Source organism: Saccharomonospora piscinae (assembly GCF_005862235.1).
In the GTDB taxonomy this organism is placed as follows: Bacteria; Actinomycetota; Actinomycetes; order Mycobacteriales; family Pseudonocardiaceae; genus Saccharomonospora; species Saccharomonospora piscinae.
In genome coordinates this window covers 321,342-336,732 of the sequence record NZ_VCEK01000001.1, presented here as the reverse complement: position 1 = coordinate 336,732, position 15,391 = coordinate 321,342, and the positions used below count along the sequence as shown (strand labels likewise).

Annotated in this window: 12 protein-coding genes; 7 read left to right on the top strand and 5 right to left on the bottom strand. The window is 69.5% G+C overall.

Features of this window, described 5'->3' with window-relative positions; translation table 11 throughout:
* Window positions 1-2 precede the first annotated feature (2 nt).
* The 7 genes from FFT09_RS01655 to FFT09_RS01625 are packed head-to-tail and all read left to right on the top strand — an operon-like array spanning window position 3 to window position 10,538.
* On the top strand, window positions 3-4,424 hold the full coding sequence (locus tag FFT09_RS01655; protein WP_138381596.1) for a non-ribosomal peptide synthetase: 4,422 nt from the start codon (window positions 3-5) through the stop codon (window positions 4,422-4,424).
* A complete protein-coding gene (locus tag FFT09_RS01650) occupies window positions 4,394-5,575 on the top strand; it encodes an FAD-dependent oxidoreductase (protein ID WP_081190125.1) in 1,182 nt (393 codons plus the stop codon). The genes FFT09_RS01655 and FFT09_RS01650 overlap by 31 nt, the downstream gene beginning before the upstream one ends.
* Window positions 5,576-5,580: 5 nt before the next feature.
* Window positions 5,581-6,810, top strand: coding sequence for a cytochrome P450 (locus tag FFT09_RS01645; RefSeq protein ID WP_208544330.1), 1,230 nt, complete (start codon window positions 5,581-5,583; stop codon window positions 6,808-6,810).
* Between the two features lie 10 nt (window positions 6,811-6,820).
* Window positions 6,821-8,014 (top strand): acyl-CoA dehydrogenase family protein, encoded by a 1,194-nt coding sequence (locus FFT09_RS01640; RefSeq protein WP_138381595.1) that lies wholly within the window; start codon window positions 6,821-6,823, stop codon window positions 8,012-8,014.
* On the top strand, window positions 8,011-8,670 hold the full coding sequence (locus FFT09_RS01635) for a class I SAM-dependent methyltransferase (RefSeq protein ID WP_081190128.1): 660 nt from the start codon (window positions 8,011-8,013) through the stop codon (window positions 8,668-8,670). Before FFT09_RS01640 ends, FFT09_RS01635 begins: the two co-directional genes overlap by 4 nt.
* 5 nt (window positions 8,671-8,675) lie before the next feature.
* Entirely contained in the window at window positions 8,676-9,749 is a 1,074-nt protein-coding gene (locus tag FFT09_RS01630) for an NAD/NADP octopine/nopaline dehydrogenase family protein (protein ID WP_176218195.1), read from the top strand.
* A 12-nt stretch (window positions 9,750-9,761) separates the two neighbouring features.
* Window positions 9,762-10,538 (top strand): class I SAM-dependent methyltransferase, encoded by a 777-nt coding sequence (locus FFT09_RS01625; protein WP_081190129.1) that lies wholly within the window; start codon window positions 9,762-9,764, stop codon window positions 10,536-10,538.
* 16 nt (window positions 10,539-10,554) lie between these two features.
* Here FFT09_RS01625 and FFT09_RS01620 read toward each other — a convergent pair whose 3' ends face one another.
* The 5 genes from FFT09_RS01620 to FFT09_RS01600 all read right to left on the bottom strand — a co-directional run bounded on the left by FFT09_RS01620 (window position 10,555) and on the right by FFT09_RS01600 (window position 15,375).
* Window positions 10,555-11,616 carry a flavin-containing monooxygenase gene (locus FFT09_RS01620; RefSeq protein ID WP_081190130.1) on the bottom strand — a complete coding sequence of 354 codons (1,062 nt, stop codon included), beginning with the start codon at window positions 11,614-11,616 and terminating at the stop codon, window positions 10,555-10,557.
* 123 nt (window positions 11,617-11,739) lie between these two features.
* Window positions 11,740-12,627, bottom strand: coding sequence for an SDR family NAD(P)-dependent oxidoreductase (locus tag FFT09_RS01615; RefSeq protein ID WP_208544329.1), 888 nt, complete (start codon window positions 12,625-12,627; stop codon window positions 11,740-11,742).
* A gap of 26 nt (window positions 12,628-12,653) precedes the next feature.
* Window positions 12,654-13,379 carry a tryptophan 2,3-dioxygenase family protein gene (locus FFT09_RS01610; RefSeq protein ID WP_208544328.1) on the bottom strand — a complete coding sequence of 242 codons (726 nt, stop codon included), beginning with the start codon at window positions 13,377-13,379 and terminating at the stop codon, window positions 12,654-12,656.
* Complete coding sequence (locus FFT09_RS01605; protein WP_138381593.1) at window positions 13,376-14,626, bottom strand: pyridoxal phosphate-dependent aminotransferase; 1,251 nt, start codon at window positions 14,624-14,626, stop codon at window positions 13,376-13,378. The genes FFT09_RS01610 and FFT09_RS01605 overlap by 4 nt, the downstream gene beginning before the upstream one ends.
* Window positions 14,623-15,375, bottom strand: coding sequence for an SDR family NAD(P)-dependent oxidoreductase (locus tag FFT09_RS01600; RefSeq protein WP_208544327.1), 753 nt, complete (start codon window positions 15,373-15,375; stop codon window positions 14,623-14,625). The genes FFT09_RS01605 and FFT09_RS01600 overlap by 4 nt, the downstream gene beginning before the upstream one ends.
* Window positions 15,376-15,391 lie beyond the last annotated feature (16 nt).

Below are 15,391 nucleotides of genomic sequence, written 5' to 3'. Positions count from 1 at the left end.
CCATGACAGCGAAGAACATCGAGGACGTCTACGACCTGACACCGCTGCAGCACGGTCTGCTGTTCCACTGTCTTCAGGCACCGTCCGCCGGTTACTACCTGGAACAGATGTACTTCACGATGCGGGGCGAGCTGCGGACCGAGGTGGTGCGCGCGGCGTGGGACGTCATCATCGGCCGCCACCCCGGGTTGCGGACGGCCTTCTCCTGGGAGGACATCAACCGCCCGGTGCAGATCGTCCAGCGCCACGCGAGGCTGCCACTGGACGAGGTCGATCTGCGCGGACTGGACGAGCCGGAGCGCGAGCGGCGGTTCACCGAGTACCTGCTCGACGAGCGCAGGCAGGGTTTCGACCTGGAGACGGCCCCGCTGTTCCGGCTGACCGTGTTCCGGATGGACGCCGACACCTACCGCCTCGCCTGGCGGTTCTCGCACCTGGTGATGGACGGGTGGTCGTTCGGCCTGATCATGGGCGACTTCGTCACCCTGTACAAGGCGATCTATCACGGCCGCGAGGTGCGGCTCCCCGCGGCGAACTCTACCCGGGACTACGTAGGTTGGTGGCGCGAACAGGACGCCGCCGCGCTCGACCACTACTGGGCCGAGCAACTCGACGGCTACCGGCCACCACCGCCGCTCGACCTCGGTGACCGGTTCGACGGCTCGGCGGAGACCGTGACCCACGGCTACGCCGAGTGCGATCTCGGTGAGCTCGCCGAGCCGCTGAACGAACTCGCCCGTGAACGGCGGCTCACCCTCAACACGCTCGTGCAGGGCGCGTGGACACTGGTGCTGTCGCGCTGTTACGGAGTGGACGACGTCGTGGTCGGTGCGACGATGTCACATCGGCCGTCCGAGGTGCCCGGCATCGAGAGCGTCGTCGGGCCACTGATCACCACACTGCCGGTTCGTGCCCGGCTCGACCCCGGACAGGCGGCCGTCGACTGGCTGCGCGACCTGCAGAACCAGATCATCGACGTCCGCGAGCACGCGGGCGCTTCCTTGCCCCACATCCGCGCGGTGAGCGAGGTACCGAACTCCGAGGAACTGTTCGAAACGATCGTGTCCTACGAGAACGTGCCGATCCCGGACATCTCGTTCGCGGAGGAGAACCTGGAACTGCTCGGCTACCACGTCGACGGCAGGCCGCAGTACCCGATGAGCCTGATCGCGCTGCCCGGCGACGACATGCCGATGCGCGTGATCTACGAACGGCGCAGGTTCAGCGCGACCACCGCGCAGCGGATGCTGGACCGGCTCCGAACCACGCTCGCGGCACTCATCGCCGCCCCGGAGACCCCGATCGGCCGGATCGACGTGGTCGGGGAGCGGGAACGCCGCGACATCCTCGCGCGGCTGCGCCGGACCGGGCGGGTGCCGACCGGGCGCAACCTGCCACAGGTGGTGCGCGAGCACGCCGACCGCACACCGGACAAGATCGCCGTCACCGGCGAGGACGGCTCACTGACCTACCGCGAACTCGTCCGCTACGCCGACCGCGTCGCCGCGGCCCTCCAGGCCCACGGCGTCGAACCGGGTACGCGGGTCGCGGTCTGCGCCGACCGTTCGGCACGGTTCGTCGCCGGTGTCCTCGGTGTGCTCACGGCAGGGGCGGCCTACGTGCCGCTCGATCCCGCCGATCCGCCCGGCAGGCACGCGCTCGTGCTGTCGGACTCCTCGGCCGCGGCGGTGCTCGCGGACACCAGGTTCGTCGAAGGGCTGCGCGCGGCGGCCGGGGAGCACGCACCGGCCATCGTGGCGCTGGACGGCGATCTCGCCGACGCGCGCCCCCGCGCGGTCGACCTCGACGCGGACGACATCGCCTACGTCATGTACACCTCCGGTTCCACCGGCAGACCCAAGGGTGTGCTGGTGACCCACCACAACGTGCTGCGGCTGGCGGCAGCGGCGCGCCAGGAATTCGGGCTGGGCGCCGACGACGTGTGGTCGATGTTCTTCTCACCCGCCTTCGACGGGGCGAGCTGGGAGATGTGGGGAGCACTCACCCACGGGGCGCGGCTGGTCGTCGCCGCCTACTGGGTCACCAGGTCACCGGCCGACTTCCTGGAACTGCTGGACCGGGAACGGGTCACCGTGTGTACCCAGTCGCCGTCGGCTTTCGGCCAGCTCCTTCCCGCCGACGCCGAACACCGGCCCGACCTCGCGTTGCGGTTGGTGGTGCTGGGCGGCGAGAAGGTCGACCCACGCTCGCTTCGGGACTGGTTCGACCGGCGCGGCGACGCCATCCAGGTCGTCAACGCCTACGGCCCCACCGAGGCCACGGTCTGGGTCTGTGCGCACCGGCTGCGCGCGGCGGAGAGCCGCGATCCGCAGGCGCGAGCGTTGATCGGGCAGCCGCTCGTCGACACCAGCATCCACCTGCTCGATCAGCACGGTCACCTCGCACCCCACGGCGCGCCCGGGGAGATGCTGCTGTGCGGCCCTGGTGTCGCCGCGGGTTACCTGGGCGACGCCGAACGCACCGCACGACGGTTCGGCACCGATCCGCACCCGGCCGGGGAGACCCCCGGACGTTGCTACGCCAGCGGAGACCTGGCGCGGCTGACCGCCGAGGGCGAACTGGCCTTTATCGGCCGGGCCGACGGCCAGGTGAAGGTGCGCGGCTTTCGGGTGGAACTCGGCGAGGTCGAGGACACGCTGCGCGGCGATGACCGGGTTCGCGCCGCGGTGGCCACCGTCGCGGGTGGCGGGAGCGCGGGCGAGCGCTTGCTCGCGTTCGTGGTCTGTGCCGGTGAGCCCGGTGACGAGTCCGCTTTCGGCGAGGAGCTGAAACGCCGGTGTGCCGATGCGCTGCCGGAGCACATGGTGCCGGTCACGGTGTCGGTGCTCGACCGGCTTCCGGTGCGGGCCAACGGCAAGGTCGACCACCAGGCCCTGCCCGCTGCCGACCCGAGCCGGGACGGCAGCGACTACGTCGCCCCCAGGACACCGACCGAGCAGCGCATCGCCGAGGTGCTGGGCGAACTGCTGGACGTGCCTCGGGTCGGGGCCGAGGACAACCTCGTCGACCTCGGTCTGCACTCGCTGGTCGCCACCAGGGCCGTCAACGAGATCCGCGGGATCTGGCGGGTGAACGTGCCACTGCGCAGGCTGTACGAATCACCCACCGTCGCCTCCCTCGCGACCGTCGTCGACGGTGGCGGCGCCGTGCGCGAAGGCCCCGACCGGCCGGGCACCGTGGATCTCGCCCGCGAAGCCGAACTGGACGACGACCTCGTTCCCCACCGGGAATGGGAATGGATCGGCGACCCACAGGACGTCTTCGTCACCGGTGTCACCGGATTCCCCGGGGCACGGCTCGTGGTCGAGTTGCTGCGCACGACCGACGCGGACGTGCACTGCCTGGTCCGGGCGAGCGGCGAAGAGGAGGGCCGGGACAGGCTGGTGGAACACCTGCGCTCGCTGGGTTGGTGGGACGAGGCGTTCGCGGAGCGGCTGCACCCGGTGCCCGGCGACCTGTCGCAGCCCTACCTGGGATTGGGCGAGGAGCGGTTCGCGCGCTACGGGCAGCGTTGCACCGAGCTCTACCACTTCGGTGCCCACGTCAACTTCCTTTATCCGTACCGCAGGCTGCGTTCGACCAACGTGCAGGGCACCAAGGAGATGATCCGCCTCGCCTGCACCGGGCGCACCTCGGTGCTGCACCACATCTCCGGGGTGGGCGTCTTTCCCGCCCGCGCCGCGGCCGAAGGGGAGTACCGCGGTGTCGAGGTGGACCTGGACGCCGCGGCGCCGGCGTTGCCCAACGGCTACACCGAGACCAAGTGGGTCGCCGAGCGGCTGGTCACCGAGGCCCGCGACCGGGGACTGCCGGTGGTGGTGCACCGGCTCGGCCGGGTCAGCGGGGACAGCGCCACCGGCGCGTGGCTCGCGCACAGCGACGCGCTCGCCGAGCTGCTGCGGGCCAGCGCGGCGCTGAAGGTGCTGCCGAACTTCGACGGCGTCCTGGACATGGTGCCGGTGGACTACGTCGGCGCGGCCATCGCCGCGATCGCACGCCGTCGCGAGGCCATCGGGGGCGTCTTCCACCTCGTCAACCCGCGCCCACTGCGTTTTCCCGACCTGCAGGCCGGTTTCGAGCTCGCCGGGTACGAGACGGACTCAGCGAAGATGACCGACTGGTACGCCCGGCTGCTGGCCCACTCCAGCCAGGCCGTCGACGAGGACTGGACCGTCGCGATCACCCTGCTGTCCGAGTGGACCCAGCACGCCAGCCATCGCCTGCGCGATCCCCGGTTCGAGTCCACGCGCACGCGGGAGCTGCTCGGGGACGAGGTCAGCTGCCCTCCGGTCGACGGTCCGGTACTGCGGCGCTACCTCGAACACCTGGAAGAAATCGGATTCATCGGTGAACAGGGCAAGGAGGCCGACTCATGGCAGCAAGCACGGGCCGCAGGGTCCTGATCGCGGGCGGGGGGATCGGCGGGCTGTGTGCCGCGCTCGCCGCCCACGGCGCGGGTGCCGAGGTCGTGGTCTTCGAGCGCACCGATGACCCCCTGCGCGAAGCCGGAACCGCGTTCAACCTGTGGGGCAACGCGGTCACCGCACTCGACCGAGTCGGTCTCGGCCGGGAGGTCCGAGACGCGGGCGATCCGATCGAGCGGATGCTGTTGCGGGATCACCGGGGCGGGTTGATCGGCGAAACCCCGATCGCCGACATCGGGCGGCGCCTCGGCACCACGTCGGTGAACATCCGCCGCTCCGAGCTGTCGCGGTTGCTGTATCAGGCCTGTGTGGACGCGGACATCCCCGTCCACACCGGAACCGGGTGTGCTGGCTACCGGGAAACGGAGAAGGGCGTGGCCCTCCAGCTCGCCGACGGCCGCGTCGAGGAGGGTGCCGTCCTCGTCGGCGCCGACGGTGCCCGCTCCACGATCCGCAACCAGCTCGTCGGCGACGGCGACCCCCTGGCCAGCAGCTTTCCCATCCGCGGCATCGCGCGGAACGGGCACGGCACCGACCCGAACACGGTCACGATGGTCTGGGGGCCGCGAGGCGGCGGCGCGGGCTGCTGGCCGTTGGCCGACGGTACGGTGTCGTGGACGGTCGGGGCCACCAGCCCCCTGAAACGACGGCTGGACGCCGGAGACGACCCGAAACGCGCCGTCCTCGACTTCGTCGCCGGATTCCCCGCGCCGTTTCACCAGCTCATCGAGTCCACCCCGAGCGAGCGCATCGTCGTGAGCCCCGTACTGGTCCGGGAAACAGCGGAGGTGTGGGGCTCGGGTCCGGTGACGTTGCTCGGGGACGCCGCGCACGCCATGCCGACGGTGTTCGCGCAAGGTGCCTGTCAGGCCGTCGAGGACGCCGTCGTGCTCGGTGCGGAACTCGCCACCAACACCGATCCCGTCGAAGCGCTCCGGGCCTACGAAGCCCGGCGCAAGCCACGGATCGACTGGCTGCGCAAACGGATCTTCACTCTGGACAAACTGCAGAAGTTCGAGAACAGGTTGATGTGCATGATCAGGAACTTCAGTACGCGGAAGGCACCCGCCGACAAGTCGGTGCGCAGCTGGGAGCAGATGCTGACCTTCGACCTGACCCCGGCGAGCTGAGCACCGTGCCGGCACAGGGAGTGGCCGAGGCGGCGGCCGGGACCGTGAACCTCGCCGATCTCGACCTCTACGAACACGGTGATCCGGACGCGGTCTGGGCACGGTTGCGCGAGCGGAGTCCGGTGTATCGCAACCCGGGAACGGGCGTGGCCGCCTTCTGGGCGCTGACCCGGTACGCCGACGCGGTCGCCGTCTACCGCGACGCGACGACGTTCTCCTCCGAACGCGGCATGGTGCTCGGAGCGGACACGGGCGCCGGTGACCCCGCCGCGGGCAGGATGCTGGTGTCCACCGACCCCCCTCGGCACACCAAACTTCGCAAGATCGTCAATCGGGCGTTCACCCCGCGCACGATGGGCAAGCTGGAACACACGGTGCGGGACACGGTCGGGCAGTTGCTCGGGCGCGCCATCTCCGCGGGCGGCTGCGAGTTCGTCGACGACGTCGCCGCGCGGCTTCCCGTGGCGATCATTTGCGACCTGCTCGGTGTTCCCCGCGCCGACCAGGACTGGATGTATCACCTGACGAGCACCGCGTTCGGCGGTGGTGATCCCGCTTCGGCCGCCGAGGTCACCACGGGGGACCGGCTGGAGGCCTACGGCGAGATCTTCGACTACTACCGCGAACTCGCCGATCGGCGGCGGCGCGATCCCGGCGAGGACCTGGTTTCCATCCTGGCCCGCGGCGAGATCGACGGAGACCGGCTCGACGTCGAGGAGGTGCTGCTCAACTGCACCAATCTGATCATCGGCGGCAACGAGACCACCCGGCACGCCGCGGCGGGCGGGCTGCTCGCCTGCATGACGAACGAGGGCGCCTGGCGGCGGCTGCGCGACGATCCGGCCACCGTGCCGACCGCCGTCGAGGAGATCCTCCGGTGGACCACGCCCGGCATGCACGTGTTGCGCACCGCCACCACGGACACCGAACTCGGCGGGCAACGAATCCGCGCAGGGGAGAAGGTCGTCGTCTTCAACGCCGCGGCGAACCGTGACCCCGCGGTTTTCGACGCCCCCCAGACCTTCGACATCGACCGCACGCCGAACAAGCACATCACCTTCGGGCAGGGTGGGCACTTCTGCCTCGGCTCCGCACTGGCCCGCATCGAGCTGACAGTGCTGTTCGAGGAACTGACCCGGAGGGTGCGCCAGGTGCAACCCGCCGGCCCGGTTCGTCGCGTGCGTTCGTGCGTGCTGCGCGGTGTTCGCACGCTCCCTGTCCGGCTGGTCCCGTGAGGTGGTGAGCATGGATTCAGTCCTGTCCGATCGAGAACGGCTGTTCCGCGACACGGTCGCCGAATTCGCCGAGAGCCGCGTGGCTCCGCTGGTCGCCGACATGGACCGCAACGCCGAGTACGATCCACGGCTCGTCCGGGACCTGTTCGCCCAGGGACTGATGGGCATCGAGGTACCGGAGGCCTACGGCGGGCTCGGCGCCGGTCTGCTCGACGTCGTTCTCGCCATCGAGCAGCTCGCGCGGGTGGATCCCGCGATCGCGGTGCTGGTCGACGTGCAGAACGCGCTCCTGGCCGCCGCACTGGTGCGCTACGGCACCGGTGACCAGAAGCGGCGCTTTCTCCCCACGCTCGCCGGTGGTGTCGTCGGCTCGTTCGCGCTCTCGGAGGCCGAAGCGGGAAGCGACGCGTTCGCCATGACCACGCGGGCCGAGCCCGCGCCCGGCGGGTACCGCATCCACGGCGAGAAAGCGTGGATCACCAGTGCGCACGAAGCCGGGGTGTTTCTGGTGTGCGCGCGGACCGGGGCAGACGCGCGCACACCGGCATTGACGATGTTCCTGGTCGACCGGGACAGCGACGGACTGCGCATCGGCTCGCGCATCGACAAGCTCGGCATCCGGGCGAGCTCGACGTGCGATGTGACGTTCGACGGCGTGTTCGTGCCCGAGGAAAACGTCCTCGGCCGAGCGGGCCAGGGCATGCAGATCGCCGTGGAGGCGCTCAACATCGGCAAGCTCGGCATCGCCGCGCAACTGGTCGGCCTCGCCGAGGGCGCGCTCGGGCACGCGCTCGCCTACGCGGAGCGGCGTGCGCAGTTCGGTCACCCGATCGCCGCCTTCCAGGGGGTGCGTTTCCCGCTGGCCCGCCTCCGGGTCGAGGTGGACGCGGCGCGGCTGACGCTGTACCAGACGACGCGCGCGCTGACCGACGGGCCGGACGACCCACGCCAGCGGCTGCGCGACACCGCGGGCGCCAAGCTTCTCGCCTCCGAGGTGGCCGAGCGCGTCGCCTCCCACGCCCTGGAGACGTTCGGCGGCAGTGGTTTCACCACCGCATGCCCGGCCGAGAAGTACTACCGCGACGCCAAGATCGGAAAAATCTACGAGGGCACGTCGAACGTGCAACTGCGCACGATCGCCGCGACCGTGTTCTCGGTACCCGAGGCGACCGAAGCAGTATCGACGAAGGGAACCCGACCGTGACATCCCTGGCCACGCGAGCTGTGGTGAACCTGCTCTACAAGTCCCCGTTCAATCCCACCTCCAGCGACGAGCCGGACGACGCCGTCAGGGACCTGGTGGAAGGAGCGGAGTCACTCACACCCGGCAGAGCGCTCGATCTCGGTTGTGGTCACGGTCGCCATTCGATCTATCTCGCCCGGAACGGCTGGGACGTGACCGGTATCGACCTGGTCCGGGACGCGGTCACCACCGCGCGGCGCAAGGCCCGCGACGCCGGAGTCGCGCCGTCACTGCTGCAGGGCGACGTCACCGAGCTCGGCCGGATGGGCATCCCCGAGGGCAACGACCTCATCGTGGACGCGGGATGCTTCCACGGGCTTCCCGCTCGCCTTCGAGACGTCTATGTGCCCGAGGTGACGCGGATCGCCGCGAGCGACGCCCGGCTGCTGATCCTCGGCCTGGCCAAGCATCCCGTGCTCAAGGGAATCAAGCTGGACGAAGTCCGGCGGCGGTTCCGCGGGTGGGAGGTGATCTCCGCGCAGAGCGTCGCCGGGGACGAGATGCTGCGGTACGGCAGCGGCTCTCCCATGCTGCGCAAGGCGTTCGAGAAGGGCTGGTTCGATCCCTGGCGTTATCTCCTCCGCCGGGTGGACTCGTCGCCGCGTGAGCGCGGTTGACGGCTGTGCCGCGGTCTCTGGGGGTGATCGGCGCGGGGGCGGAAGGGCTCGCCCTCGCCGCGTACCTGTCGTCGGCGTCCCACCGGGTGCACCTGTACACGCGCGACCCCCGGCGCATCGCCGGGGTGACGCGGGATGGCCGTATCCGAGCGCGTGGCACGATCGAGGGCGAATTTCCGGTGGGCTCGGTGACCGATGACATCGGCACAGTGGTGCGACGCTGCTCGGTCGTGTTCGTCGCGACCGTGACCACCGCGTATCTCGGCGTCGCGCGCGAGCTTGCCCGCCATCTCAGCGGCCGGCACACCGTCGTGCTCTTCTCCGGCAAGCTCTGTGGCTGCGCGGAGTTCACGACCGCGCTGGCCGGAGCAGGCAGCGAGGACGCCGACGTCATCGAGATGGATGCTCTGTTCGCGGCGCGTCCCGACGGCGACCGGGGCGTGCGGGTGCACGGCTTCAAGCGGTGGACCCTCTTCTCCGGCCTGACGCAGCGCGTCACCGATCGACACGCGGACTTCCTCCGCGAGATGTTTCCCGGTGTGGAGCCGGCGGCCAACGTGATCGAGCGTGGTCTGGCCGACTTCGGCGCGGTCGCGCACGCCCCGATCACGTTGGCGAACATCAGCCGCATCGACCGGGGCGAGAAGGTGCTGTTCTACCGGGAAGGGCTGTCCGAACGCACGATCGTGCTACTCGAAGCGCTGAGTGCGGAATTCCACGCGGTCGGCAGGGCGTACTCGGCAGACGTGCCGCCGCCCGCGGAGCTTCTCGATCTCTACTACGGCGGTCGTCGCGACGGCGGTGTGCTGGAGACCATGCGCACCATGCCCGTCTACCGCGAGATATTCGCTCCCACCTCACTCGATCACCGGATGCTGCGGGAAGACGTGGCCTCCACGCTGGTGCCGCTGAGCGAACTCGCCCGCCGAGCCGGAGTGCCTGTCCCGGTGACCGACGCGATCGTGACCTTCGTATCGGTTCTTGCGGGCGAGAACTACCGGAGCACGGGGCGCACCCTGGCCCGGCTCGGCTGGGAACGGCTGTCCGGACGCCAGATCCTGCAACGGATACAGAGCTAGAAGGGAGCTGGAGTGGACCTCACGGAGACAACGGTCGACTGGACGCAGTGGTTGCGGCGCTGGGACCGGCAGCAGACCGGCTACCTGCCCTACCGGGAGGAACGATTCACGGTCGCGGTGGACATCCTGGAGCAGGTGCTGGCGGGGACTGCCGAGCCGGTGATCGTCGACCTCGGCTGCGGGCCCGGTTCGTTCAGTCAACGCATCGTGGAGCGACTGCCCACGGCCCGCTGCCTGGCCGTCGACCTCGACCCGGTTCTGCTCGCGCTGGGCAGAGCGGCGCTCGGTGACGCGGACGGCCGGATCACGTGGATCCAGGCCGACCTGATGTCGGTTCACCTCCCCGCTGTCCTCGGTCTCTCCACCGTGGACGCGGTGGTCAGCAGCACCGCGCTGCACTGGTTGTCGGCCGAACGGCTGAGCGCGACGTACGCACAGCTGGGCGGGCTCGTTCGCCGTGGTGGGCTCTTTCTGAACGCGGACAACATCCCGGAGCCAGGCGAGGCAACGGTGCTGCCCCGGATGGCCGAACGCGCCAGGGCCGAGGCGATCGAGCGATCGGTGGCTGCGGGCGGGGAGGACTGGTCCACGTGGTGGGAGGCCCTCGCGGAGCAACCGGGCATCGCCGAACTCATCTCCGAGCGAAGCGAGCTGTTCGCGGGTATCACCCGCGACTGGGCAGAGCCCGCGCTGGACTTCCATGTCGCCGCGTTGCGCTACGCGGGATTCGGTGAGGTCGGAGTCCCTTGGCAGCGGCTCGATGATCGGGTGCTGCTGGGGGTGCGTTGACCGGGCGGTATGCGGATCAACGGCGCCTGCGGCCCGTGATCTGCTCGACGACGTACTCGGCGTCCTTCGGGACACCCATGATGAGCGAGGACGCGAACGAGTGCAGGAAGGGCAGGCCCAGGAAGTACAGCCCGGGCTCGCCCGTGACCACGCCCCGGTGGTGTACCGGCTCGCCGCTCTCGTCGAACACGGGTAGCTTGATCCAGCCGTAGTCGCGGACGTAGCCGGTGCACCACACCACGGACGCGGGGTCGAGTACCGAGCCGTCGGACACCGCGGGCTTGCCCGCCGCCGTGCTCTCCACCGGTCCGGTCCGCCGTACTCCGGCCTCGGTGATGTCCTCCGGCTTCAACCGGACCAGCGGAGTTCCCTTGCCCGCGCTGCTGGCGGCCATCGTGCGGCCGGCCTTGGTGTCGGTGGTGAGCAGCTTGTTCAGGATCCGGTAGGGGATTCCCGCCAGTTTCACGGGAAGCGTGCCGACGTCTCGGCCCGCCAGCCACACCGGGTGGGTGCCCTCCGCGGCTCCGGCCAGTTCGATCGCGATCTCGGCTCCCGAGTTGCCCGCGCCGACCACCAGCGCAGGACCTTCGGCAAGTTGCTCGGGGTTGCGGTATTCGGCGGCGTGCAGCTGCGTGATCGAGGGATCGAGCTCGTGCGCGAGATGAGGAGTGCGTGGTTGCCCGGTGGGGCCCGTGGCCACCACGACGTGGTCGGCGACGATCTCCCTGGTCCCGAGGGTGGCGACGTAGGTTCCGTCGGTCCGGGTCAGCGCGTCCACCTCGGCCTCTAGTTCGAGAGGGAGGTCGAAGTGGCGAACGTAGTCGACGAGGTAGTCGGCCATCTCGTCTTTTCCGGGAACATGATCCGAATCTCCGGGAAAAGGCATTCCGGGAAGGTTGTTGTGTTTGGCCGCCGTGTACAGTTTCAGCGAATCCCACCGCGACCGCCACACCTGGCCGATCTCGTTTCCCGCGTCGACGATGCGGAAATCCGCGCCTGCTCGTTTGAGAAAGTAGCCCGCGGAGACGCCTGCCTGACTTCCACCGATGACGAGCGTGCCGACTCGTTCGCTGCTCACGTCGATTCCTCCCCAGTCGCTGCGAACGGTTGTCCCAGTCGCGTCATGCCGAGTGGTGGGACGCGACCGGCCGCGGCGACTATACCGAGGACACCGCTCAGGCGCAGTACACGCCAGCGGTGCCTATTCCGGGCGAGCGTACTTGCCGTTGTAAACACCCGAACGGGTTAAGCCGAACTGCCGACGCAGGATGGTGTCCATCGACAGGTCGGGGACCAGGCGCTGCGAGGCCAAAATGAGCTTTCCACTCATCGACACCACATAGCGGGAACGCGGTCGCCGACTACGCAGTGCGCGATGCACGGTGCTGGCCACCAGCTCCGGAGGGGAACTCATCTGTTTACCGTCGAAGCAGCGGTTCATCTGGTCCTGAATAGCCCGCACAAGACCTCGGTAGGGACCCTCCCGATCAGTGTTGCGGTCCAGCGAGGCGCCGACATGGTCCTCGAACCGGGTGTCGCGGATGAGATTCGGCTCGATCACGCTGACCGAGACGCCGAAAGGCGCCGCTTCGAACCGCAATGCGTCGGAAAGCGATTCGATCGCGTACTTCGACGCGTTGTAGAAACCTCCGCCGGGGAAAGTCATCCGCCCGCCGACCGAGGACATGGTGATGATGCGCCCCCCGCCCGCGCGGCGCATGACCGGGAGCACGAGCTGGCACATTCGGGCCGCGCCGAAGACATTCGTCTCGAACTGCGCCCGCACCCGATCCATCGGCACGTTCTCGACCGGGCCGTACTCCCCGTAACCGGCGTTGTTGACCAGCGCGCCGATCCGCCCGTACAGGTGGTCGACTTCGGCCACCGCTTTCGCCATCGAGTCCTCGTCGGTGACGTCGAGCGCGCAGGTGTGGGCGCCTTCGGCGGCCAGTTCCCGCACTGTCTCGGGATCGCGTGCGGTCGCGCACACCCGGTAGCCCGCACGAAGCAGATACCGGGCGGTGAGCCTGCCGATGCCGGTCGAGCAGCCGGTGATCAGAACCGGCCCGGGCAGAGTTCGGTTCGACACGATGCGAATCCTTTCGGTGCGCCCCGTCAGCCGAGCTCGGGGACGAGAGTGGGTTCATGCAGGCACCTGCGTGCGCGCCAGATCTCGGGAAACGGCGTGGTCAATCGATCGGCGAGATAGTCGACACCGCTGGTGCCGCCGGTGCCGCGCGCCCGGCCGATGGCGCCGCTGACCACCTCCACGTGCGTGACCTGCCACGCCCAGTACGCCTGCGACAACTCCACCAGCGATTCCGCCAGCCGATACAGCGCGCCACTGTGCGGCGCCCTGCGGTAGACGGTGTCCAGACTGGTGCCCCACTCCGCGGCCGCGGCCGCGAGTTCGGTGTACAGCGGGCTTTCCGGCCCTTCCTGCTCCTCGGAGACCTCCGCGCCGAGGAGCAGGCGCAACCGGGCGAACTGCTCCGAATCCGCTCCGCTCGCCTGGCCGAAACCGCCACGGAAGTCGGCGAAATCGCGGGGAGCGAGTCGGCGGAGCACGCCGACGTGCTCGGTCAGCAACCGCATCACCGCCGCCGCCCGCTGCACCCCGAGCGCCGCCTGTTCGAGGTCGCGATCCGGCGCCGAAGCCGCCCCGAGCGCGCAATCCACATCGAGCAGCACCTGCTTGAGCCAGAGCTCCGTGGTCTGGTGAGCGACGATGAAGAAGTGCTCGGCCGCGTAGACACGCCGGTCTCCGGCCCGGGTCATCGGCCGGACCGTGGCGAGCAGCTCGCCGAGTCGCAGGTATCCGCTGTAAGTGACTCCGGTCAACGCACATGCTCCCGTTCGCTCCAGGTTCGCGCGAACGACGCGACCTTCTTCGCCGCGTCGTGCACCGTGGCGGGCTGACCGCAGAAGGCCAGCCGGAGATGGCCAGCCGCCCTCGGATCGGAGGCCATCGGCCCGAGCGAACCGTCGGTTCGCACGGTGGGGCGCAACGCGAAGCCGTGCGCGGGGGCCAGGGCGATCGCGTGCTCGTCCAGCACCGCCGCGGCGAAGGTCTCCGCGTCGGTCGCCAAGCTCGAGATGTCGAGCAGGGCGAACCAACCGCCCGAGGGGAAGGCGGCGAGCAGGCTCTCCCGGTCGAGGGCACGCAGGCCCTCTCGCGCCGCACGCACGCTTTCGCGATTGCTCCGCACCTCGGCCGTCGACTCCAGCGCGGCCAGTCCGGCATGTTGCACGGGTGTGGGAGAACTGAGAATGGAGGCCTCCTGCACGACCTGGAAGGTCGCGCCCCGTGCCACGTCCGGGGTGACCACATAGCCCAACCGGTAGCCGGTCATGCCGTAGGTCTTGGAGAAACTGAACACGGTGGAGACCCGCCGCCTCGCGGGTGGAACGTTCCGTTCGAGCGAACCCAGGGAGACATGGGCACCCTCGAACACGAAATCCTCGTAGGCCTCGTCGCTGATGATCTGCCAGTTTCGCTGTTCGGCCAGCTCCCACAGCTCTCGCAGGAGCTGCCGGTCGTAGACGGCGCCGGTCGGGTTGGACGGGGAGTTCACCAGCAGGATCCGGGTGCGTTCGCCGCCGAGCCGCCGCAGCGCGTCCAGATCCGGCCGGAACTGATCGTCGAGCGGGTAGCTCACCGGACGCATCCCCGTGAGAAGGCTCTGTTGCAGGTGGATCGGCCAGTGGAAGGCGGGGAGCAGGATCTCGTCGCCAGGGTCCGCGAGCGACTGGATCAGGGCCGTGAGACCCTGTGCGGCGCCCGCGCAGATGTACACGCGGTCGGCGCCGGTATCGTGGGCGTTGTTCTCCACCAGCTTGGCCGCCAGTGCTTCCCGCAGCGTGGACATGCCCTCCGCGCTGGTGTAACCGGTGTGCCCGTCTCGCGCGGCCTTCGCCAGCGCCTCCACCGCGGCGCCGGGCGGCGGAAAGTGTGGTTCCCCCACGTCGAGACGCGCCGCCTTGCGACCCGTCCGCCGCTCCCACGCGTTGACCGAGCGGAAGACGGCATGCACGCTCGACGGGGGAAGCGAGGCCGCACGTGGCGTCGGGAGTGCCTCGGTCGTCATACGCACCGCCCGCCGTCGATCGGGAGTTGCACGCCGGTGACCCAGCCCGCCGAGTCGTCGAGCAGCCGAGTGACCCACGGCGCCACCTCCTCGGATCTGCCGAACCGGCCGATCGGGGTGGCCGCTTCCAACTCGGCGCGGAAGGTCGCCATCTGCTCGGAGGACATGTCCAGCTCGTCGTAGATCGGAGTGTCCACCGGGCCCGGCAGAATGGCGTTGACCCGCACCGCCGGAGCCAGTTCCTTGGCCAGCGAGCGAGTCAGATGGGTGATCGCCGCCTTGGTCGCGCCATAGAAGGAGCGGTTCGGCGCGGCCAGTTGCCCGGCTACCGACGTCACGTTGACGATCGCGCCCTCGCGCTCGCGCAGCGTGGCCACGAAACGCTGGATGAGCTGGACCGGAGCGCGGACGTGCAGGTCGAACATGAACTGAAGGTCCGAGGGGTCGGCGCGGTGGATGGGCGCGAACCGGCCGACGCCCGCGTTGTTCACCAGGCCGTCGAGTCCACCGAACCGTTCCAGCACGGTGGCCGCCGCGTCGTCGACGTCGCCGGGCCGGGTGAGGTCGGCTGGGAGTACCAGAGCATCGCCACCACGCTCGCGGATCGTGCCCGCCGTCGCGTCGAGCACGCTCTCCCGGCGCCCCACGAGGATCGTCGAAGCACCGGCGGCGGCCACGTCGATCGCGGCCGCCGCGCCGATTCCCGTGCCGGCTCCCGTGATGAGTACTGTCTTTCCTTCGAGAGACATCGTTTCCCGCCATTTC